Origin of the sequence: Pantoea sp. F_5 (assembly GCF_008631595.1) — a bacterium.
In the GTDB taxonomy this organism is placed as follows: domain Bacteria; phylum Pseudomonadota; class Gammaproteobacteria; order Enterobacterales; family Enterobacteriaceae; genus Pantoea; species Pantoea gossypiicola.
In genome coordinates this window covers 155,806-178,597 of the sequence record NZ_VWUO01000009.1, presented here as the reverse complement: position 1 = coordinate 178,597, position 22,792 = coordinate 155,806, and the positions used below count along the sequence as shown (strand labels likewise).

Annotated in this window: 14 protein-coding genes; 7 read left to right on the top strand and 7 right to left on the bottom strand. The window is 55.5% G+C overall.

The annotated features are described in order from the left end of the window. Positions 1-63: 63 nt before the first annotated feature. Complete coding sequence (gene bglX / locus F3I44_RS14030) at positions 64-2,361, bottom strand: beta-glucosidase BglX (RefSeq protein ID WP_150012161.1); 2,298 nt, start codon at positions 2,359-2,361, stop codon at positions 64-66. Positions 2,362-2,516: 155 nt separating this feature from the next. On the opposite strand from bglX, the gene dld reads away from it, so the two are divergent. From dld to F3I44_RS14015, 3 genes are all read left to right on the top strand, one after another. Next, complete coding sequence (gene dld, locus F3I44_RS14025) at positions 2,517-4,220, top strand: D-lactate dehydrogenase (RefSeq protein WP_150012163.1); 1,704 nt, start codon at positions 2,517-2,519, stop codon at positions 4,218-4,220. Positions 4,221-4,564: 344 nt separating this feature from the next. After that, positions 4,565-5,896, top strand: a complete 1,332-nt coding sequence (locus F3I44_RS14020; protein WP_190285946.1) for an OprD family outer membrane porin — start codon at positions 4,565-4,567, stop codon at positions 5,894-5,896. Between the two features lie 50 nt (positions 5,897-5,946). Continuing rightward, complete coding sequence (locus F3I44_RS14015; RefSeq protein WP_150012167.1) at positions 5,947-8,598, top strand: beta-N-acetylhexosaminidase; 2,652 nt, start codon at positions 5,947-5,949, stop codon at positions 8,596-8,598. Between the two features lie 80 nt (positions 8,599-8,678). On the opposite strand, the gene F3I44_RS14010 is transcribed toward F3I44_RS14015, so the two are convergent. From F3I44_RS14010 to F3I44_RS14000, 3 genes are all read right to left on the bottom strand, one after another. Beyond that, positions 8,679-11,120: a DUF3772 domain-containing protein gene (locus tag F3I44_RS14010; protein WP_150019443.1), complete on the bottom strand. Its 2,442-nt coding sequence runs from the start codon at positions 11,118-11,120 to the stop codon at positions 8,679-8,681. Between the two features lie 229 nt (positions 11,121-11,349). After that, entirely contained in the window at positions 11,350-12,297 is a 948-nt protein-coding gene (pbpG, locus tag F3I44_RS14005; protein ID WP_150012171.1) for a D-alanyl-D-alanine endopeptidase, read from the bottom strand. Positions 12,298-12,476: 179 nt separating this feature from the next. After that, positions 12,477-13,064 carry a Yip1 family protein gene (locus F3I44_RS14000; protein WP_033782385.1) on the bottom strand — a complete coding sequence of 196 codons (588 nt, stop codon included), beginning with the start codon at positions 13,062-13,064 and terminating at the stop codon, positions 12,477-12,479. A 205-nt stretch (positions 13,065-13,269) separates the two neighbouring features. On the opposite strand from F3I44_RS14000, the gene F3I44_RS13995 reads away from it, so the two are divergent. From F3I44_RS13995 to F3I44_RS13980, 4 genes are all read left to right on the top strand, one after another. Continuing rightward, a complete protein-coding gene (locus F3I44_RS13995) occupies positions 13,270-13,851 on the top strand; it encodes a DedA family protein (RefSeq protein WP_150012173.1) in 582 nt (193 codons plus the stop codon). Positions 13,852-14,052: 201 nt separating this feature from the next. Next, positions 14,053-15,867, top strand: a complete 1,815-nt coding sequence (locus tag F3I44_RS13990; RefSeq protein ID WP_150012175.1) for a glycoside hydrolase family 15 protein — start codon at positions 14,053-14,055, stop codon at positions 15,865-15,867. Between the two features lie 214 nt (positions 15,868-16,081). Continuing rightward, the gene (locus tag F3I44_RS13985; RefSeq protein WP_150012177.1) at positions 16,082-17,194 is read left to right on the top strand and encodes a L,D-transpeptidase family protein; all 1,113 of its coding nucleotides are present in this window, start codon (positions 16,082-16,084) and stop codon (positions 17,192-17,194) included. 188 nt (positions 17,195-17,382) lie between these two features. Next, positions 17,383-18,984: an inorganic phosphate transporter gene (locus F3I44_RS13980; protein ID WP_150012179.1), complete on the top strand. Its 1,602-nt coding sequence runs from the start codon at positions 17,383-17,385 to the stop codon at positions 18,982-18,984. A 20-nt stretch (positions 18,985-19,004) separates the two neighbouring features. Here the strand turns inward: F3I44_RS13980 and F3I44_RS13975 are convergent, their stop codons facing one another. The 3 genes from F3I44_RS13975 to dusC form a co-directional block, all read right to left on the bottom strand. Next, positions 19,005-20,192: an MFS transporter gene (locus F3I44_RS13975; protein WP_150012181.1), complete on the bottom strand. Its 1,188-nt coding sequence runs from the start codon at positions 20,190-20,192 to the stop codon at positions 19,005-19,007. Positions 20,193-20,613: 421 nt separating this feature from the next. After that, a complete protein-coding gene (locus F3I44_RS13970) occupies positions 20,614-21,132 on the bottom strand; it encodes a carboxymuconolactone decarboxylase family protein (RefSeq protein ID WP_150012183.1) in 519 nt (172 codons plus the stop codon). A 707-nt stretch (positions 21,133-21,839) separates the two neighbouring features. After that, positions 21,840-22,790, bottom strand: coding sequence for a tRNA dihydrouridine(16) synthase DusC (gene dusC / locus F3I44_RS13965; RefSeq protein ID WP_150012185.1), 951 nt, complete (start codon positions 22,788-22,790; stop codon positions 21,840-21,842). Between the last annotated feature and the right edge of the window lie 2 nt (positions 22,791-22,792).

The following is a 22,792-nucleotide window of genomic DNA, read 5'->3' as shown; positions in this document are numbered from 1 at the left end:
GGTAGCAGGACGCTCACGACACGCCGCATCACCTTCCCCTGAGTTCAGGGAAAAGGCTGACGGTTATTGATAGCTGAACTGCGCATTCTCGGTACGAACGGAATCGAGTCCAATCATCACGTTGAATTTGCCGGGCTCGGCAACATGCTGCATCTGCTGGTTCCAGAACTTCAGTGCATCGACATCGATTTTAAAGGTCACGGTTTGCGACTCACCCGCTTTCAGCATGATGCGTTTGAAGCCTCGCAGTTCCTGCACCGGACGACTGACAGACGCGACCGGATCGTTGAGGTACATCTGCACCACCGTCGCGCCATCGCGCTTACCGCTGTTGGTTACCGTCACGCTGGCCTCAACGCTGCCGTCGCGCGGCATGGTCGATGAGGACATTTTTACTGGCGACACGGTGAAGCGGGTGTAGCTCAGGCCGTAACCAAACGGATAGAGCGGGCCGTTAACGGCGTCATAGTAGTGCGACGTGTACTTATTCGGCTTCGCAAAGTTGTAAGGACGACCGGTTGGCAGATGGTTGTAGTAGATCGGAATCTGACCCACTGAACGCGGGAAGGAGACCGGAAGTTTGCCCGACGGGTTATAGTCGCCGAACAGCACATCGGCGATGGCGTTGCCGCCTTCGGTGCCGCTGAACCACGTCTCCAGCACCGCATCAGCCATGCGATCTTCATTCACTATCGACAGCGGACGTCCATTCATCAGCACAATCACCAGCGGCTTACCGGTGGCTTTCAGTGCCGCGAGCAGTTTCTGCTGGCTCGGCGGGATCACCAGGTCGCTGCGGCTGGAGGCTTCGTGCGCCATCCCCTGCGCTTCGCCCACGGCGGCAACCACTACATCGGCCTGCTTCGCTTTGGCAACCGCGTCATCGATCATCTGCTGCGGTGAACGCGTATCCACCGAAACCGCCTGCTCATAGAGGTTCAGGAAGTCCTGAATCCCTTTGTTGTCGCTGACGTTAGCGCCCTTCTCATAAAGCAGTGTCGCTTTGCCTTCAGTGGCATTGCGCATGCCCTGCAGCAGCGAAACGGATTGCTTCGCTACCCCCGCCGCGGACCAGCTGCCCATGATGTCGCGCTGACTGTCTGCCAGCGGGCCAATCAGCGCAATGGTGCCCGATTTTTTCAGCGGCAGCGTTTCCAGGCGGTTTTTCAAAAGTACGATGCTTTTACGCGCCACATCGCGTGCTTCCGCGCGATGCAGACGGCTTTCCGCATTGGTGTCCTGCGGGTCGCCTTCTTTCGGACCTAAATGGCTGTAGGGATCGTTAAACAGCCCCATGTCATATTTGACGTTAAGCACATGGCGCGCCGCGTCATCAATTTCCGCCATGCTGACCTTGCCACTCTTCACCAGGTCCGGCAGATACTTACTGTAATATTCGTCGCTCATGCTCATATCGACGCCCGACTTCAGCGCGATACGCACCGCTTCCTGCGGATCGCTGGCAACGCCATGCTTGATCAGCTCTTTGATTGCGCCGTGGTCGCTGATGGTAATGCCTTTGAATTTCCACTTATCGCGCAGCAGATCTTTCAGCAGCCAGCTGTCCGCCGTGGCGGGGACGCCATTGATGGAGTTCAGCGCCACCATCACGCCGCCGCTGCCTGCATCCAGTGAGGCTTTATAAGGTGGCAGATAGTCCTGGAACATGCGCTGTGGGCTCATGTCCACGGTGTTGTAATCGCGTCCACCCTCAACGGCACCATAGAGTGCGAAGTGTTTCACGCTGGTCATCACGCTGTAGCGATCGGCGGCACTTTTGCCCTGCATCGCCTGCACCATGCTGCGACCCATTTCGCTGGTAAGATACGTATCCTCACCGAAGCCTTCGGAACCACGGCCCCAGCGCGGTTCACGGCTGACATCGACCATTGGTGCCCAGGTCATATTCAGACCGTCGTCAGCCGCTTCATAGGCAGAGACGCGTCCCACCTCTTTCACGGCATCCAGATCCCAGCTGGCCGCCAGGGCCAGAGGAATCGGGAAAATAGTGCGCTGACCGTGAATCACGTCGAAGGCGAAAAACAGCGGGATCTTGAGGCGGCTGAGCTGCATCGCCTGATCCTGCATCGCGCGGATATCCTGGCGCGTGACAGTATTAAAAATCGCGCCAACCTGACTCTTCTGAATCATGTCGCGAATGGCTTCTTTCGGATTATCAGGCCCGACACTGATTAAACGCAGCTGACCAATCTTCTCGTCCAGCGTCATTTTTTTTAATAGCTGGTTAACGAAGGCATCACGCGCCTGTTCGGTCATCAGGTGGTTACCTGGCACTGTCTCAGCCAGTGCGGGTTGCATCGCGAGGGAGACAGCGAGACTAACAGAGTAAATCCATTTCATCAGGTTGGGTTCTCTTAAGTAACTGCGCAATATCGAATAAACAGGCGGCAGTGTGCCACAAGATGAGAATAGCAGGTAGCGGCCAGAGTCACACTGCGTTGAGGTCAGTTGACGTGCTACAGTTAGGACGCACTGATAAGACAAGGGAATTGCTCATGATACAAACCTCTGCCCTGCTTTCTGACCTGCGCCGCCTGGTCGGCCCTGCCCATCTGCTGACAGAACCTGAACAGACTGCCCGTTATCGCAAAGGCTTTCGCTCCGGCGAAGGTGAGGCGCTGGCGGTGGCGTTTCCCGGTACGCTGCTGGAGCTCTGGCGGGTACTGCAAACGCTGGTGAAGGCGGATGTCATCATCCTGATGCAGGCGGCGAATACCGGCCTGACCGAAGGTTCAACGCCGCACGGCAATGATTACGACCGTCCGCTGGTGATTATCAGTACCCTGCGACTGGATAAGCTTCAGCTTATCGACAACGGCCAGCAGGTGCTGGCGTTCCCCGGCAGCACACTCTATCAGCTGGAAAAAGTGCTGAAGCCGCTGGGACGTGAACCCCACTCGGTGATCGGCTCCTCCTGCATTGGGGCCTCGGTGCTGGGTGGCATTTGTAATAACTCCGGCGGATCGCTGATCAAGCGCGGTCCGGCCTACAGTGAGATGGCCCTGTATGCGCAGATTGATGCGCAGGGAAGACTGAAGCTGGTGAACCATCTGGGTATCGATCTGGGGACCTCACCGGAAGAGATTCTGGGACGGCTGGATGACGACCGCTGGCAGCCCGGCGACGTTCAGCACGATGGCCGTCACGCCTCCGATCATGAATATGCCGACCGGGTCCGTGAAGTCGATGCGGATACGCCCGCCCGTTATAACGCTGATGCGCGTCGCCTGTTTGAAGCCTCCGGCTGTGCCGGAAAACTGGCGGTCTTCGCGGTGCGACTGGATACTTTCGCCAGCGAACCGCAGCAGCAGGTATTTTACATCGGGACTAACGAACCCGGTGTGCTCAACGATATCCGCCGTCACATCCTGGCGCGTTTCACCCATCTGCCGGTGGCGGGCGAATATATGCACCGCGACATTTATGACATTGCGGAAGTCTACGGCAAAGATACCTTCCTGATGATCGACAAGCTGGGCACCGATAAGATGCCGCTGTTTTTCACGCTGAAGGGTCGGATTGATGCCTGGCTGAGCAAACTCTCGTTCGTTAAACCGCACTTCAGCGATCGACTGTTGCAGCGCCTGAGCAAACTGTTCCCGGCGCATCTGCCCAAACGTATGAAGCAGTATCGCGACAAATATGAACATCATCTGATGCTGAAGATGTCGGGCGACGGCGTGGCGGAGGCGCGTAACTATCTGCGCGACTACTTCCGTGAAGGCGGTGGCGAATTCTTTGAGTGTGAAGGCAAAGAAGGTGCGCACGCGTTTCTGCATCGCTTTGCGGCAGCGGGTGCAGCAGTACGCTACCACGCAGTCCATGCAGATGAGGTCGAGGATATTCTGGCGCTGGACATCGCCCTGCGTCGCAACGATGCGGACTGGTTCGAAACCCTGCCCGATGCGATCCGCGCATCATTAAGCCACCGCCTCTACTATGGTCACTTCTTCTGTCACGTCTTCCATCAGGATTATATCGTCAGAAAAGGGGTAGATGTGCACGCGCTGAAAGCAGAGATGCTGGAGATCCTGCAGGCGCGCGGCGCGGAATATCCCGCTGAGCATAACGTCGGTCATCTCTATCAGGCCAGGCCGCAGCTGGCAGCGTTCTATCGCCAGCTCGATCCGACCAATAGCTTCAATCCCGGCATTGGCAAAACCAGCAAGCAAAAAGGCTGGGCGGTGAAGCAGGTTTAATCGCATTATCGGTCAGCCTGCCTGTCTGTGCAGGCTGACCGTCACACTTCTGGTTGCGCCACTCACTCCCCATTGCGCCCTGTTTTTATGACTAACAACTTCATCAAAAAATTAATGCCTCTTCCCAGATTGCACCTTCTTTATTTTCTCTCATTGGGTTCTGCGCAACATCTCACAAATCATCGCCCTGCTAATTGATAATTCGCGTCGCGAAAAATAGATTGTCGCCACAATCATAATTTTTTATTAAATTGGATTTTATTCAGGGAGGATGATGAGTGCGCAATAATAATTACGCGTTCGCGTTAATAGAATCAGTCACTTTAACCATTGCGTTATCAGCAATGAGTACATCGCCGGTTTTTGCCAGTGGATTTATTGACGACGCATCGCTAAAAGGCAATGTATTTTACTGGCAGCGTCAGCGCGATCGCAGAGATACCGATCCCGCCAGTGACTATCAGGGACAGTATCGGGCTAATTTACATCACGCCTCGCTCAACAGTAATCTCGACTTTCAATCAGGCTACGCCGGGGAGTGGGTGGGTCTGGACCTCGCCATTTTTGGTGCCGCCGAGCTCGCCAACAGCGGCCCCGCCGCCCCTAATGAAATTGGCTTTAGTAAGGCACGCACCCGCTGGGATGAAAAGTGGAATGGCGACAGCGGCGGCGCATCCATTTATAAAGCCGCGCTGAAGTTTAAATATAACGATTACTGGTTACGCGCCGGATATATTCAGCCAACCGGCCAGACGCTGATTGCACCGCACTGGAGTTTTTTACCTGGCACCTATCGCGGCGTTGAAGTGGGTGCGCTATATGATTTTCAGGAAGCCGGCGCATTATCATTCTCGTGGATGTGGAGTGATAAATATAAGGCACCCTGGTATCGTGACTTATATAATTTCCGGCAGGCCGACGGTAAAACCTCTGTCAGCTACCTGCACTCATTCGGCATGAAATATGACTTCAGGAATAATCTGATCATTGAAGGGGCATTCGGCCAGGCGGCGGATTATATGGATCAATATTTTGCCAAAGCTTCCTGGTCGGCCACGCCTTACGGCAATGCACTCTCCACCAGCTATCAGTTTTATGGCGCACACGACCACGTCTCAGGCGGTGCGGCTAATTCCCGGGATGTCTATGACGGCCTCGCCTGGCTACAGGCAATCACGATCGGCTATAACGTCGGCCCGGTGGATCTGCGTGTGGAAGGCACCTGGGTCAAAGCAGAGGGCAATCAGGGCTTCTTCCTGCAGCGCATGACGCCGGGCTATGCCAGCTCCAATGGCCGACTGGATATCTGGTGGGATGCCCGATCCGACTGGAACGCCAATGGCGAAAAAGCCGTCTTTGCCGGTGCGATGCTCGACTTATCGCCGTGGCAGCTGACGGGCTGGAAAGTGGGCGCATCGTATGTCTGGGGCTGGGATGCCAGACCCGCCACTCTGCCTGGCGTTGACCAGAGTCAGCGTCTGAAAGAGTCCGCCTGGAACCTCGATCTGATCTATCAAATCCAGCAGGGCCGCGCCAAAGATACCCTGTTCAAACTGCACTACACCCGCTACGACAATCACAGCGATCTGCCCAGTTACAGCGGCGGTTACGGCAACATTTTTCAGGATGAGAAGGACATCAAATTTATGGTTATCGTGCCGTTTACGCTGTTCTGATGCCCTGCGGACTTCCGGATATCTCTTCACCAGCAAGGATGAAAATCAACATGTTAAAATTAAGCCTTATCGCGCTCACGCTGTTGGGCGTTGCAGCCACAGGCCACGCCAGCCCGTCAGAGCAGCAGGTGGTAAATCAAATCAGCCAGTTTGGCATCACTTATCAGGTGAATGACAACCAGGCCGCTCTGAATGGCACCGACTGTGCCGCGCTGGGTGCCGACTATGCCGCCTGCAATCGCGCGACCATTACCCTGACCAATAACGGCCCGGCACTGACCGACAAACACTGGGCCATCTACATGAGCAACGTTCACCAGACGCTGCGGGTCGAAAACGACCAGTTTAAAATGACCCATCTGGTTGGCGACTTAACGCGGCTGGAGCCGACGGACAAATTTACCGGCATTGGTGCAGGTGAGTCAGTGCAGATTCCCATCGTTAACGAATACTGGCAGCTGTTTGTCACTGATGTGATGCCGCGCTGGTATGTCACGTCCGGGCAGGCAACGCCCAAAATTATTGCCAGCACCGATCATGAAGACCCCAGCACGTTTATGTTGCCGCTGGGTGACCACTGGCGACGCAGTGCCGATGACCACAATGTTCTGATGCAGCCCGCCAGCCGGTTCGATAAAAACAGCGATGTTGCTGCCCTGCCCGTCTCTGCGCTACGAGGTCAGATTACTCCCACGCCGCTTGAGGTGAAGCTCCGCCCGCAGGATGCCGATCTCAGCCGCGGCATCAGGCTGATGCTTACCGGGCTGACACCTGAAACCGGTGAGGTGGTAAAGCAGCGCATGACCCTGCTTGGCCTGAAAGAAGCGCCAGATGGATTTGCCATTACGACGCAGATCAAGCCGGGCCACTTCAGCGGCAAAACGGCGCAATCGGGCGCATACAATCTGGATATCACGCCCCGCCGTGCCCTTGTAGTGGCCTACGATGCTGCCGGGGCTTTCTACGGTCTGATGTCGATTCTCTCACTGGTCCCTGGCGAAGGTGCGGCGCGTATCGCCGCGCTGGAAGCTCATGATGCGCCGCGCTTTGCTTATCGCGGCGCGTTTCTTGATGTTGCCCGTAACTTTCACAGTAAGCAGGCGGTGATGCGGCTGCTTGATCAGATGGCGGCATGGAAGATGAACCGCTTTCACTTTCACCTGAGTGACGATGAGGGCTGGCGGATTGAAATTCCTGGCTTACCGGAATTGACTGACGTGGGTGCTAAACGCTGTCATGATCTGACTGAACAGCGTTGTCTGCTGCCGCAGCTCGGTTCCGGTCCCTTCAGCGATAACAACGGCAGTGGCTTTTTCAGTCGTGCCGACTACATCGACATTGTGAAATATGCGCAAGCGCGCCACATTCAGGTGATCCCGGAAATTGATATGCCGGCCCACGCCCGTGCGGCGGTCATCTCAATGGAAGCGCGCTATCAGCGGCTGATGAAAGCGGGAGACGCTGAACAGGCCAGCGTGTACCGTCTGGTCGATCCCACCGACGACTCCAATACCACCTCGGTGCAGCTCTACGACCGAACCAGCTATCTCAACCCCTGCATTGAGAGCTCACAGCGCTTTGTCGACAAGGTGATCGGCGAGGTTCAGGCGATGCATCAGGAAGCGGGACAGCCATTAAGCACGTGGCATTTCGGCGGGGATGAAGCGAAGAATATCCGCCTGGGTGCAGGCTACTCGGACAAAAACAGTCCCAAACCGGGTACCGGCCTGCGCGACTGGCGTAACGAAGATCTGCCGTGGGCAAAATCGCAGGCGTGTCAGGCGCTGGTGAAGAGCGGCAAAGTAGAAGATCTTGCACACCTGCCGAGCTATTTTGCTTTGTCCGTCAGTGAGATTGTTAACCGGCACGGCATTGGCAAAATGCAGGCGTGGCAGGATGGTTTAAAAGATGCCAGAAATGCCGCAGCCTTCGCTACTCCGCGCGTTGCGGTCAACTTCTGGGACACCCTTTACTGGGGCGGTTTTGACAGTGCCGCCGACTGGTCACAGAAAGGATACGATGTGGTGATCTCCAGTCCTGACTATCTCTATCTGGATTTCCCGTATGAGGTGAACCCGCTGGAGCGTGGCTACTACTGGGGCACGCGTTTCAACGACGAGCGTAAAATCTTTGGCTTTGCACCGGACAACCTGCCGCAGAATGCGGAGACGTCGGTGGATCGCGACGGCAATGTTTTCAATGCTAAATCAGAGAAGCCGTGGCGCGGTGCTTATGGCATGTCGGCCCAGCTGTGGAGCGAAACCGTGCGAACAGATGCTCAGATGGAGCATATGATCTATCCGCGCCTGTTTGCGGTCGCGGAACGAAGCTGGCACCGCGCCAGCTGGGAGCGGGATTACCAGCCAGGTCAGGAATATGCGGGCGGCAAAACCCACCTCGTCGATCAGCAGGCACGTCTGCATGACTGGCAGCGATTTGCCAACCTGCTGGGACAACGTGAACTGGCGAAGCTGGATAAAGCGGGTATCGATTATCGCCTGCCGGTGCCAGGAGCAAAAATCGTTGATAGCATCCTGTCGATGAATGTCGCCTTGCCTGGGGTAACGCTGGAGTACAGTCTGGATAAGGGGGTGAACTGGCAGCGCTACGATGCTAACAGACCGCCGCAGGTCAGCGGTGCCGTGGCAATCCGCTCGGTGAGCCGCGACGGGCAGCGCACCAGCCGCGTGGAAACGTTGTAGTAAGCGAGAGTAAGAAAACAGGCCGGGAAATCAGCGTTGTGAATATAAGAAAGGCCGACAGAAGTCGGCCTTTTTTACAACTAAACCAGTTTCTCTTCCGGCTCCGGTTCAGCACCCGGCATCTGACGGCGCTCGATAATCATGGTTTGCGGTGTCGAGAGCAGAATGCCCTCTTTACGCAGACGCGTCAGAATATCGAACAGCAGGTCGCTCTTCGCCCCTGCGATCTGGCGCTGACCCGCTACGTTACCCGTGACGCTCAGCACAATCCCCTGCTGGGTCAGATCTTTAAACGAAACAGACGGCTCCGGCGTCTCCAGAATGCGTTCATTCTCGTTGTAAACCTCCAGCAGAATATCGCGCACCTTCACCGGATCGATATTCAGCGGGAAGGTCAGTGTAATGGTGACCACACCCTGCGCATTGCCCATGGTCGCATTGCGCACGTTCTGCGAAATAAACTGCGAGTTCGGCACAATCACCGTGGACTTGTCGCCCAGCTGGATCTCGGTGGCACGCACGTTAATGCGGCGGATGTCTCCTTCGATGCCGCTGATACTCACCAGATCGCCGACTTTAACCGGACGCTCGGTTAACAGAATCAGCCCCGAGATAAAGTTCTTCACGATCTCCTGTAAGCCAAAACCGATACCAACCGACAGCGCACTGACGATCCACGCCAGTTTGTTCCACTGCAGACCCATAATCGACAGGGTAAGCAGGATAATCAGCACGTAACCGATGTTGCTGAACAGCGTCACCAGCGATACCCGCATCCCCACGTCCATGGTGGTTTTTGGCAGGAAATCGGTGTCGAGCCAGCGACGCACCGAGCGCAGCACATAGATTCCGACAATCAGGCAGATTATCGCATTCACCATGTGTGCTGGCACGATGTTAAGGGATTCGAGTCCTTTACCGCCCCAGAACTCAATAACTTTTTGTAGCAGCTCAATCGGTGTTGAGGAGGCAAAGGTGTTGTTGACCAGCGCCATCGCCACAACCAGCACCAGGAAGGTTTTACCGATGGCCGTCAGCAGCGTGGCCGTCTGCTGCAGGTGACGCTCATTAATGTTAAGCGAACTCTGAATGCGACGACCGGTGGCGTTACTGGTTGAGAAGAGACTCTCACAGCCATCTTTCAGCAGGTGACTGAGGAAGTAGAACGAGCCAAACAGCAGGCCGCACCCAATCACCTCATAACTCAGGAAGCGCGCCAGCGTAACGTAACCGATCAGCAACGAGACCAGAATCGCAATGGCGGTCAGCGTCAGGCCCATCTGAATCAGACCAACCAGCGTTGAGCGCGCTTCCGGCGGGGTGCCCGCCAGCGTCATCCGACGACGCACGCGATTGGTGCGCATGCTGATCGCCAGCGCGGTGCTGCCAATCAGCAGTGCCGTCAGCCCGTTGGCAAAAATGGTGGTATTCAGGCTGGTGCCGACGCTGTAGTTGAACGCCTCGACCGTCTGAAAGATAAAGACCAGCACCGCAGTAATCGGTGGAAACGGTTTTAATGCCATCGCCACTTCATTGGAGATGGTCGGTAACCGCCAGCTGGGCCGACGGGTAGAAAGAAACGCACGTCCCAGTCCGGCAATCAGGCCACAAAAAACGCTGAGCTGCACCAGACGATCGACAAAGTCCTGAACGTTTTCAGAGACCTCATCACGGCGAGTAAAGGCCAGGGCAATAAAGTTAAAGGTGAGGACAACCGCCACCAGCGTGGTGAGCGCTATCGCTGCCGCCAGGAAACTGCGACGCAGCTTCCCTTCCGGCAGTTTATTAATGCTGACCCAGGCCAGAAATTCCTCACTGTAGCGACGACCCACGGTCATCACCAGCAGCGCCGCCAGCAGCCAGAGGACACTGCCCACGCGCCAGCCCGGTTCCCAGGAGAGCGCAGCGGTGTCCTGCAACTCCTGCAGGAACTCACCAATTTTCTCGCCATCCAGATCCTGTGTGCTGAGCAACGGTGACCAGAAGCGCGCCCCGAGGATGCTGCCGGAGTTCAGCGCCAGCTGGCTTTTCAGCTGATCGCGTCGCAGGTTAACAATCTGCGAGGAGAGCATCAGTGCGCCATTTTTAATGCCTTCAGCCTGCTTAATCTGGTCGTCGAGTTTGCTTTTCTGACTCTCCAGCGTGTTACGCTTGCGCGTCACTTCCGGCGTCTCTTTGACGCCGCTGTCCGCTTTCGGGGCCGGACCCAGCACCTGCAACTGGGCTTCAAGCTGCTGGCGATCGGGAACCAGCGCCTGACCCAGCGTATCGGCATTGCCGGAGAGCTCCAGCGCCATTTCATTCAGCTGCGTCAGCTTGTTTTCGCCAGCATCAACAGAAACCTGACTTTTAATTTTGTCGAGGATCTTCTGCATTTTCGGCAGTTCAACCGCGGCATTCAACTTCGGCGGAGCATCCTGTTCCTGAGCAGCACCGGCCGTATCATCTGCGGCCAGCGCCAGCGCCGGGGCAAACCCTGCCAGCGCCAGCATTAACAATGCAAAAAGGGATCGTATAAACATAGGTGTAAGATTCCGGCAGCTTAATTCAGGCGATCGTCCCTCGCCAGTCGCGCGTAAGTTTAGGGCTTTGCAAGGGATGGCAATATAGGAATAACGGGCATTTTTCGGGCTGATTCGGAACAGGCAGCGGCGTGAACATCTTTATACGCCCCTCTGCCTGCTTCTTCCCGGCTACCTGCTCAGCCTGCAGGCAACGCCAGTGCGCGCTGTGCGCGACACCGGCTATTCTCTACTCGACGTCGGTACTGCCGGCACCATTGCTGGCAACCTGGCCCGACTTCTGCTTTTTATACGCCAGTGCAGCGGCAGGCACCGGCGCGGCTTTGCCGGTCTCAATCCAGCTGCGCAGACGGTTAGCATCGGCGAAGTGAGTATATTTGCCAAAGGCATCCAGCACCACCAGCGCCACCGGACGATTGTTAATCATCGTGCGCATCACCAGACAGTGGCCCGCCTCGTCGGTATAACCGGTTTTGGTCAGCTGAATATGCCAGTCGTTTTTATAGACCAGATGGTTGGTATTGCGAAACGGCAGCGCATAGTTCGGATGGGCAAACACCGCCGTCTCTTCTTTTGTGGTGCTGAGCGCGCCAAGCATCGGATATTCCCGCGTCGCTTTGAGTAACTTCACCAGGTCCTGTGCGCTGGAGACATTCTGCGTTGAGAGGCCGGTTGGCTCTACATAGCGGGTCTGTTTCATGCCGAGTGACCGTGCTTTGGCATTCATTGCCTGGATAAAGGCGCGATAACCGCCCGGATAGGCGTGCGCCAGGCTGGCGGCAGCACGGTTTTCTGAAGACATCAGCGCCAGTAACATCATATTGCGGCGGCTGATCTGGCTGTTGAGCTTCACGCGCGAGAAAACGCCACGCATTTCCGGCGTCTGGCTGATATCAACATTGATCATCTCGTTCATCGGCAGATGCGCATCCAGCACCACCATCGCGGTCATCAGCTTGGTGATGGACGCAATCGGCCTGACCCGATCCGGGTGGCTGGAGAAGAGCACTTTATTGGTGGTGAGGTCGACAATCATCGCACTGCCAGAAGCGATCTGCGGCTGAGCAACAGGCGCAAGTTGCGACAGCGAAGTCGTCGCCTGCGCCGGAAGTGAAACAATCTGCCCGGAAACGAGCAGCGCCAGCGAAAGCAGGGTGGAGCGAATTTTTGCAGGCATCGTAGAAAAAAACCCGGTTAAGATTGTGTACTGTGTCAGACCGACACAGGCCGCCCGCTTCAGTCACGTCTGCGCGCGGGCTGGCAGCAGCATCATACGCGTAAGGTTAAGAAATTTCCTGGTGAGATTGTTTCCGGGCGTAAAAAGAGAACTGCCGCCAGAACGGCGGCAGTGGTCAGTCAGAACAGATGCGGTCCATATCCCCACAGCACCACGGTCAATGCCAGTAACACTTCAAAAACCAGCACGCCGATGGCAAGCGTAGAACCGGAAAAACGCAGGCTCTCTTCGCGATCGATATTCAGAAACAGGGGAATGCCAATATAGAGCAGATAGCCGGTATAGAGCAGCGCCAGCGCCCCAGCCAGTACGCAGAGCCAGACCAGCGGATAGAGTGCCACCAGCCCGCTGAGAAACAGTGGCGTCGCCACGTATCCCGCAAACACGGTGCAGCGCTGGACGCCGGGGCGCTGTGGATAATCACGCGCCATCCAGTGGATCACGCGTCCCATAACCGCAACGCCACCCAGAATAATCAGGTAGAACAGAATGCCCAGCCCGATTCCGGTCGCCAGGTTAAGTTGCACATATTGCCCCTCGCCCAGATTCCAGCCCAGCTGAGTTGTACCGATAAAGGCGCAGATCACCGGGATCGCCGCCATCAGCAGAACATGATGGGTGTAGTGGTGCGAGACGCTCTCATTCTCTTGCTTGATATGACGCATTTCCTGGTTCGGATGCGCCAGAAGTCCCCAGACATGGTTCATACAGTCACTCCTCTGATGCGATGGGCCGCCCGGTGATGCATGCGTCTTTGGGGGCAGCGTCTCCTCAAGTATAAACGGCAGTGAAATTTTCGTCGTGACCGGACAAAAAAACAGCATAAATAAACGGACCCGTAGTAGCCGGGCGGAAGCGAAGCCAAATCGCGTATAGACTGAAAGAAATCATCACCGAACAGGGAGAGTCAGTTTGCATCTGGATATCAACGCATTAATAACGCAGTACGGTTATCTGGCACTTTTTATTGGCTGTATTGCCGAGGGGGAGACATTTACGCTGCTGGGCGGTGTCGCCGCGCATGAGGGGCTGTTGCATTATGTGGGGGTCGTACTGGCCGCGATGGGTGGCGGCATTGTCGGCGATCAACTGCTTTACTGGGTCGGTCGCCGCTGGGGCACGCGGATCCTGCGCCGTTTTAAAAAGCATCAGGACAAAGTGGTCAAGGCAAACCGTCTGATTAAACGCCGTCCCAGCCTGTTCGTCATTGGCGTACGCTTCATGTATGGCTTCCGGCTGATTGGTCCCATCATCATTGGTGCCAGCCGCCTTAAACCGATGAAGTTTTTTATTCTTAACGTTATCGGGGCGGCTATCTGGTCGCTGATCTTTGTGACGCTGGGCTATTTCGCGGGCGGCATCATCGCACCGTGGCTGCATAAACTCGATCAGCATCTGAAACATCTGCTGTGGCTGGTCGGCGCGGTTGTCTTCGCCTTTGTGCTGCGCTGGGTAATCCGTCGCTGGCACAACCGCCGGGCCGACCAGCAATAAATAATCACCGTATTCGCCAGATGACGCACCGGTCGCCAGACGCTGAACAGAGTCTGGCGACCGGTTGACGATGATGTGAGTCTTATCCGCCCTCTTACCCTCTCTTTCCTTATTCAACCCCGCGTTAACCATATGTGCCCAAACGAAGCCGCATCGGAGGGCTCAGCTATAGTTAGGATGGACACTGACAGGGAGATGAGCATGAGTAAGGTAAAACGTAAGATTGAAGACCACGGCGTCATCGGTGATTTGCGCACCTGTGCGCTGATCGCTAATGACGGCACCATTGATTATCTCTGCTGGCCTGAACTCGACAGCCCATCGGTGTTTGCCGCCCTGCTCGACAGCGATGATGCCGGCCTTTTCTCCCTGGCACCTGACTGGCCCAATGCGCGGCGTCAGCAGCTTTACCTGCCCGATACCAATATCCTGCAGACCCGCTGGCTGGATGATGAAGGCGTGGCGGAAATCACCGACTACATGCCGATTTGTGATGATAAGAACAAACTGCCGCGCCTGATCCGCCGGGTCAAAATGGTCCGCGGCAGCGCAACCTTCCAACTGCGCTGTTCACCGCGTCATGACTACGCCCGGGCGCAGACCCGTGCCGAAGCGCACAACGGCTGCATCGACTTCCATGCCGAAGGTCAGCCGTCGCTGCGCCTGGCGGCCTCCGTGGTCATGACGCTGGAAGAAGACAGCGCCACCGCACACTTCACATTACAGCCTGGCGAACATGCGCAGTTCGAATTTGGCAGCGTGGATGATGCACATATCGAAGCGCTGGCCACCGAGCACTGCTTTGAAGAGACGCTGAACTACTGGCGACGCTGGAGCGCCCGGAGCACCTATCAGGGACGCTGGCGCGAGATGGTGCAGCGCTCGGCGCTGGTCCTGAAGCTGCTGACTTCCCATCAGCACGGCTCGATTGCGGCGGCGGCAACCTTTGGCCTGCCTGAAGAGCTGGGCGGCGAACGCAACTGGGACTACCGCGCCTCCTGGATTCGCGATGCCTCGTTCAGCATGTATGCGCTGATGCGGCTGGGCTACGTCGATGAAGCCAAACACTTTACCCACTGGGTCGGCCGCTGTGTTGAAAACAGCCATCACGATGAGATGCGCCTGCAGGTGATGTACCGGCTGGACAGCGGCACCGAGCTGCATGAGATGGAGTTACTTAATCTCTCCGGCTATGCCGACTCCCGTCCGGTTCGCATCGGCAATGATGCCTGGCAGCAGACCCAGCTCGATATCTATGGCGAGCTGATGGACGCGGTCTATCTGGCCAATAAGTATGGTGAGGCGATCTCTCAGCGCGGCTGGGAGCATGTGGTCAAAATGATCGACTGGCTGTGTGAGAACTGGAATCAGCCCGATGCCGGTATCTGGGAGATGCGCGGCGAGCCGGAGCACTTCCTGCATTCGCGTCTGATGTGCTGGGTGGCGCTGGATCGCGCACTGCGACTGGGCATGAAGCGATCGCTGCCAATGCCTTACGAACGCTGGGATCGGGCGCGTCGTGAGATCCGCGAAGATATCTGGGCAAACTTCTGGAACAGTGAACGCGGCCATTTCACTGCCACTCGTCATGGCGAACATCTTGACGCCTCCATGCTGCTGATGCCGCTGGTGCGCTTCGTCGGTGCCACCGACCCGGACTGGATTGCCACGCTGGATGCGATCAAAACCCATCTGGTCAGCGACGGCATGGTGCGGCGTTACAACACGCATGAAACACCGGCCGATGGGCTGAAGGGATCGGAAGGCTCTTTTGGTGCCTGCTCATTCTGGTATGTCGAGTGTCTGGCGCGCGCGGGCCGGATTCAGGAAGCGCATTTTGAATTTGAGAAGCTGCTGAGCTACGCCAATCCGCTGGGCCTGTATGCCGAGGAATTTGACAGCCACGGTCATGCGCTGGGCAATACGCCGCAGGCGCTGACGCATCTGGCATTAATCAGTGCCGCCTTTTTCCTGAATCGCAAACTCAGCGGTGAACAGACGCAGTGGCAACCTTAATCAGGACTTCCCCCGGAAAGCCGCATTTTACACGCCCTGCTTTCCGGAAATGCGCTAACATCCGCGGTGAATTTACGTAAAGTATTGCAGGCAGGTTAAATTCCCGATTCACAACGTCAGATTAATGAACATATAATGCGCAGCAGGTCACATTGGCCAGCATGAATTCGACACATAGACCAGCCTGAAATATGGCGATAAAGAATTGTAAAATATGAAAATTATTCGCGCTTTCGCTTCAATCGCTCTGGCTCTGGCGGCGTTCAGCCAGTCAGCCTTTGCTGTGGTTTACCCGTTACCGCCGGCCAACAGCCGTCTGATCGGGGAAAATATTGAAATTACGGTTCCTGAAGACAGCAAGCTGCCGCTGGAAGCTTTTGCGGCGCAGTACCAGATGGGCCTCAGCAACATGCTGGAAGCCAATCCGGGTGTTGACGTTTATCTGCCTAAAGCTGGCAGCAAAATGATCATCCCACAGCAGCTGATCCTGCCTGACGCACCGCGTGAAGGCATCGTGATTAACAGCGCGGAGATGCGTCTGTATTACTACCCGAAAGGCAGCAAAACCGTGGTGGTGTTGCCCATTGGTATCGGTGAACTGGGTAAAGATACCCCGATCAACTGGACCACAGCGGTAGAACGTAAGAAAGATGGCCCGACCTGGACGCCAACCAAAGGTATGCATGCGGATTACGCGGCGCGCGGCGAAACGCTGCCCGCGGTGTTCCCGCCAGGCCCGGATAATCCGATGGGTCTTTATGCACTTTATATCGGTCGTCTCTATGCGATTCACGGCACCAACGCCAACTTCGGTATCGGCCTGCGCGTGAGCCACGGCTGTGTGCGTCTGCGCGCTGACGATATTAAGTGGCTGTATCAGAACGTGCCGGTCGGCACGCGCGTACAGTTCGTTGATCAGCCGGTAAAAGCGACCGTAGAGCCAGACGGTTCACGTTACGTTGAAGTGCATAATCCGCTGTCGACCACCGAAGAGCAGTTCAACTCACGTGAGCTGGTGCCGATTACGCTGACGCAGGCCGTAAGCAAAGTGCTGGTTGATGCCAGCGTCAATCAGGATCAGGTTAACGGCGCTATTCAGGGCCGTACCGGTATGCCGGTAAAAGTGAACGGTGTGGAAAATAATATCCAGACCGCACCAGTCCCGATGCCGGAAAACCCGCAGGCTGCGCCACAGGAACAGCCGATGACGCCGGTGACCCCACAGGGTGCCAGCAGTGATGCTGCACAGCCACAGCAGCCCGCCACTGAGCAGGCCGCACCGGTCACACCAGCAGCACCTGCAGCAGCGGCCAATACCAACTCGTAATCGCCGCCCTGCTCTGAGAAGCCAGCGCCTGTCGCTGGCTTTTTTTATTGCCTGCTTAATGGCGTTGTAGCCACCGTTCCCTGTCCTGCTCCCCGCCCGACCATCATTAATCTGTCATAGAAAGCGCGTATCACACTGCGTTAACCCGATGCAAATCAGCATCCGGCATCAGCCACGTGAGGTACACCATGAGCGAAAACAGTCTCTCCTCCTCATCAGCCCGGGGACGCCCCGATTTTAACGGCAAGGGCAGCCGCTTCAGCAAGCCGCTGTTTTTCATTCTGCTGATCGCCGGGCTGGCCTTCGCCGGACTCAACCTGGTCAATGATGTTGAAGAGACCAATATGCCGGTCACCAGCTATCTGCCGTTCTTTCTGCTGGGACTGGCGCTGCTGATTGCGCTCGGTTTTGAGTTCGTCAATGGCTTTCACGATACCGCCAATGCGGTCGCCACGGTGATCTACACCCATTCGCTGACGCCCGGCGTGGCGGTAGTCTGGTCCGGTTTCTGTAACTTTATGGGTGTGCTGCTCTCCAGCGGCGTAGTGGCCTTTGGCATTATCTCGCTGCTGCCGGTCGAGCTGATCCTGCAGGCCAGCAGTGGCAACGGCTTTGCCATGGTCTATGCGCTGCTCTTCTCCGCCATTATCTGGAATCTGGGCACCTGGTATTTTGGTCTGCCCTCGTCATCGTCGCATACGCTGATTGGCTCAATTATCGGCGTCGGGGTGGCTAACGCCATGCTGCACGGCCGCAGCGGACTGAGCGGCGTGGACTGGGATCAGGCACTCAAGGTGGGTTATGCCCTGCTGCTGTCGCCGGTGGTCGGTTTTGTCTGCGCCGGACTGCTGCTGTGGGTGATGAAGATGTTTATCCGCAATCGCCAGCTTTATCAGGCCCCGAAAAGTGACCAGCCGCCGCCGGTCTGGATTCGTGGCCTGCTGATCCTGACCTGCACCGGCGTCTCCTTTGCGCATGGCTCCAACGATGGCCAGAAAGGAATGGGGCTGATTATGCTGATCCTCGTCGGCACCATGCCGATCGCTTACGCCCTGAACCGATCGCTGCCGGCCGATCAGGTCCCGCGCGTGGCCGCACTGACTGAAGTGACCGCGCATCAGCTGCTGCAACTGCAACCGGCAACGGCGCATCCTCCGGCAGCGCGCGACGTGCTGACCGGCTTTATCGGCAGCAACCAGATGAATGCCGAGGTATTACCGGCGCTGGCCAGGACGCTTAACGAGGCAGGCGATCAGATTCGCCGCTACGGTTCGATGGATAACATCCCCGCCCAGGCGGTGACCAATACCCGCAACCAGATGTATCTGGCCTCGGAGTCGATTAAGCATCTGCAGACCGCGAAGGTCACACTGCCCCAGGAGACCGAACGCAATCTGAAAGCGGTGAAAACCGAACTCGACAGCGCTACCCGCTTTATTCCGATGTGGGTGAAAGTGGTGGTGGCGATTGCGCTAGGGCTGGGCACCATGGTCGGCTGGCGCAGGATTGTGGTGACGGTAGGAGAACGGATTGGGAAAACCCATCTGAGCTATGCCCAGGGTGCCAGCGCCGAGCTGGTGGCGATGATGACCATTGGCGCAGCCGATGGCTTTGGCCTGCCGGTGTCGACCACTCATGTGCTGTCGTCCGGCGTGGCGGGCACCATGGCAGCCAACCGCTCTGGTCTGCAGTTTTCGACCCTGCGTAATCTGGCCGTCGCCTGGGTATTAACGCTGCCGGTCTCTATTCTGCTTTCCGCCCTGCTCTACTGGGTGTTTATCCATTTCTGATAGTCAGTGCTCACCACCGATCAGGTGGTGAGCCGTTGCTGTGTATAGAGTCGCAGCGTAATCAGCAGCGCGCCCAGCACCATCATGGCGGCAGCCAGATAGACCGACTGCATCCCCCAGTGTCCGATAAATAAGCCTGCCACCGGGCCGGTTAAGCCCAGGCCCAGATCGAGAAAAGCGGAATAGGTGCCCAGCGCCGAGCCCTGATCCTGACGCTCAACACGTTTAACTGCCTCAACGCCCAGCGCCGGAAAGACCAGCGAAAAGCCGCTACCGGTGAGGAACGCACCCGCACCTACCAGCCAGGCGCTGTCAGCCTGCCAGATAATCAGCAGTCCCAGACACTCCAGCAGGAAAGAGAACAACGACACGCGCAGTCCGCCAAAGCGGGTAATAAAGCGACCAAACCCCAGCCGTACCAGTACAAACCCCAGACTGAACAAGGTCAGCGCATAGGCCGCGCCCTGCCAGTCGCGGCTGGCAAAATAGAGGGTGATAAAGGTGGCGATGACGCCAAAGCCGATGGTGCCGAAGCCCAGCGCCAGGCCATAAAGCCAGACGCGGGAGAAGACGCGATGAAACGGAATGCGCTCGCCGACGCTGACCGAGACCGCGGGTTTGCGGCTGGCCATCAGATAACCAACGACGCCCATCAGCGCAATCAGCCCGGCAAATCCGCTCATACCAAATTGACTGTTCAGCAGCACGCCCAGCGGCGCACCAACAGCCATCGCCAGATAAGTGGCGACACCGTTCCAGGAGATAACGCGCGCGGTCTGCAACGGCCCGACAATATTCATGCCCCACAGTGTGGAGCCGGTGCTGCTGAAGCTTTCCCCCACGCCGAGAAACAGTCGCCCGATAGCCAGCAACGCCAGACTCAGCCACGGCCAGTGGCTCAGCAGTGCCGCGACGATGGTCAGCACGCCGCTCATGCCGCAGCAGAGCAATCCCAGCATTACCACCCGTTTTGGCCCCAGGCGATCGGCCAGACGGCCCGACTGCGGACGACTGAGTAACGTCGCAAAATATTGAATGCTGATAATCAGACCAGCAATAAAGGAGCTGAAGCCAAGCTGATTTTTGACGAACCCCGGCAGCACGGCCAGCGGCAGTCCGACAGAGAGATAGCAGAAGAAAGTGAAGATGATAACTGAGAGGATTCGTTTGTTGAGCTGACTGTTGCTCAATACAGCGGTGTCAGACATAGCAGGCTTGTGGTGTGGGAAATTTTGCATACTATACCGTCAGGCTGCTAAGGGGTCGCCTGATTTTTTATCAAATCACACAGTAATGCGATGAGCTGAAGAGCCAGACATACTGAAGTCTAGGTTCACCCCATCCGGTGTTAGTATTATTGATAACAGATTCTCCAGAATGACTGAAGAGACCATTGCATCGTATATCTGTAAAATGGAAAGACTATTTAAATTATGAGAGACAATAAAAATTTACTGCGCAAAATTAAAAATTGGTAAAACATTATTTAACTGCGGACAATAAGTGCAAAAGTTATTTATTCATTAATAGCAACCGTTTAGCCCCGACAATAGTCAGCAAGCCGGGGCTGAACAATAAAAAATACGTTATTCAAATTCAGCTCTACACAGTAAGGTTTTGCTCTAAAACTTACCGCTTGTACAATGAACTAACAGGCTTATCATCAAGTTCAACTCCACAATTCTTAATGAAGATGGCTGACATAATATAATGACCAATTAAAAGCGTCAATAATACGATTTCTTTTTCCGAAAATTGCTCTTTAAGTTGAGAAAATGTTTTTTCATCACTGACTTTGCCATTCAAAATAGTGTCGACATAATTTATTGCCGCCTTGAGTCTGACTTCCTCAGGCAGGCTATTTTTTAATGCTTCAAGGTCACTGGAGGTTATTTCTGTTTGCATTGCAATAGGTAAGTGGTGCAAAACCTCATATTCACAGTCATAAGCATAGGCGACCCGGAGTATGACCCCCTCTCTTATGTAATCAGCAAGACTGCCATCGCCGAAAGCAAGACCGTATTCAAGAAATTTTTCAGTAATATTAATACCACCTGTCAGCATTGATCGCGTGACATTCACAGGACACATCGAAAATACCTTCTCCATTTCAGGAGTAATAATGGATGTCGGATGAATTCTTTTCATGGCATACTGGACCTGAAATTAATTAAATAGCCTTAAGCAAGGTAACCTGCCTTGCTCCGTTAAAATCAGAATCTGATCATCAGATATGAGGATCTCATAAAAAGCTTATGATCATTAACCCCGGACATAACCAATGCAACTGATTCTTACGGAGTGATTAAAACTTCGAGAGGTCTATTTTTCTTAACAAAAAGTGCCTGAAAACGTTTCACTAAAAACGAGAAAATACCCCTCTCTTTTTTAACCTGAAATTAACTTTAAAACTGCTACCAATTTTACATGAATGACCACAATAGATTCTATAACATCAAATATTATTTGAGCGAGCAGGTCAGGGATACGTAAACGAAAGCATAATTGTACGCTATCGCAAGGAGGCGACTGGTCGATGGTCCGTATTTTTCTAACCGCTTGATAGTGGTTGCGCGGAGTCAGATGAACGTGAAAGGGCACATTTAATAGCGCGGAACCATCCGGAGCTTCTGGAAAAACGTTAAGCTTTCAATCTGAACGTCGAGATGACTTTTTGTAAAACGCGCTGATATCTGGCTGACATTCATAATTTTAAATTTGCCAGATTCTTTTTATTCCTGAGACTCGGCCCATCATTATTACCAGAATGTTTCTGACTAATGCGTTACCCAGTTGCAGAATAAAAAGACGCAGACTGTGGATATCCGTCAGGAATGGCTGATAAAGCGGAGGGATTAAGTCTGTCCGTTAAACTGAATTCCCTGAATAGCAGCTGCAATTGCTTCAGTGGTTTTTAGAGCACGGATTTCACTGAATAAGCCATCGGCTTCGCCATACGCTTTGCGCAGATAACCGAGCCACTGTTTAATCCGCGCCACGTGATAGAGGCCGGTATCGCCCTGCTTTTCCAGCCGACTGTATTTCTGCAATAACCGCACCACATCGGGCCAGGCCATCGGCGGCTCATTGTATTTCACGACCCGGCTCAGGTTGGGGATGTTCAGTGCACCGCGGCCAATCATCACCGCATCGCAGCCGGTGACCGCCATACAGTTTTGCGCGCTTTGCCAGTCCCATATTTCGCCATTAGCAATCACCGGAATGCGCAGCCGCTGACGAATTTCGCCAATCGCCTGCCAGTTGATCGCTTCTGCGCGATAGCCCTCTTCTTTAGTCCGCCCATGCACTGTCAGCTCGCTGGCACCGGCCTGCTGGACCGCGTCGGCAATTTCCAGGCTGCGGGCGCTGGAATCCCAGCCGAGCCGCACTTTTACCGTCACCGGCAAATCGGCAGGCACCGCTTCACGCATCGCTTTCGCGCCGCGATAAATCAGATCGGGATCTTTCAGAAGGGTTGCGCCGCCTCCGCTGCCGTTGACCAGTTTAGAGGGGCAGCCACAGTTGAGATCAACACCCCAGGAACCCAGTTCCACCGCGCGTGCGGCGTTCTCGGCTAACCATTCGGGATGCTGCCCCAGCAGCTGCATACGCACCCGCGTGCCGGATGGCGTACGGCTGGCGTGATGCAGTTCGGGGCAGAGCCGGTAGAAGGATTTTACCGGCAGCAGTTGATCGACCACGCGCAAAAACTCGGTGATGCAGAGATCGTAGTCGTTCACTTCCGATAACAGCTGGCGCACCAGTGAATCCAGCACGCCCTCCATCGGAGCCAGTAAAACCCTCATGG

Bases quoted from the DNA above. Each gene is read 5' to 3' on its own strand.
- F3I44_RS14020 (WP_190285946.1), top strand. From the start codon at position 4,565: ATGAGTACATCGCCGGTTTTTGCCAGTGGATTTATTGACGACGCATCG.
- F3I44_RS14015 (WP_150012167.1), top strand. From the start codon at position 5,947: ATGTTAAAATTAAGCCTTATCGCGCTCACGCTGTTGGGCGTTGCAGCC.
- F3I44_RS13980 (WP_150012179.1), top strand. From the start codon at position 17,383: ATGAGCGAAAACAGTCTCTCCTCCTCATCAGCCCGGGGACGCCCCGAT.
- dld (WP_150012163.1), top strand. From the start codon at position 2,517: ATGATACAAACCTCTGCCCTGCTTTCTGACCTGCGCCGCCTGGTCGGC.
- F3I44_RS13970 (WP_150012183.1), bottom strand. From the start codon at position 21,132: ATGAAAAGAATTCATCCGACATCCATTATTACTCCTGAAATGGAGAAG.
- dusC (WP_150012185.1), bottom strand. From the start codon at position 22,790: ATGAGGGTTTTACTGGCTCCGATGGAGGGCGTGCTGGATTCACTGGTG.
- bglX (WP_150012161.1), bottom strand. From the start codon at position 2,361: ATGAAATGGATTTACTCTGTTAGTCTCGCTGTCTCCCTCGCGATGCAA.
- F3I44_RS13975 (WP_150012181.1), bottom strand. From the start codon at position 20,192: ATGTCTGACACCGCTGTATTGAGCAACAGTCAGCTCAACAAACGAATC.
- F3I44_RS13985 (WP_150012177.1), top strand. From the start codon at position 16,082: ATGAAAATTATTCGCGCTTTCGCTTCAATCGCTCTGGCTCTGGCGGCG.
- pbpG (WP_150012171.1), bottom strand. From the start codon at position 12,297: ATGCCTGCAAAAATTCGCTCCACCCTGCTTTCGCTGGCGCTGCTCGTT.
- F3I44_RS13990 (WP_150012175.1), top strand. From the start codon at position 14,053: ATGAGTAAGGTAAAACGTAAGATTGAAGACCACGGCGTCATCGGTGAT.
- F3I44_RS14000 (WP_033782385.1), bottom strand. From the start codon at position 13,064: ATGAACCATGTCTGGGGACTTCTGGCGCATCCGAACCAGGAAATGCGT.
- F3I44_RS14010 (WP_150019443.1), bottom strand. From the start codon at position 11,120: ATGTTTATACGATCCCTTTTTGCATTGTTAATGCTGGCGCTGGCAGGG.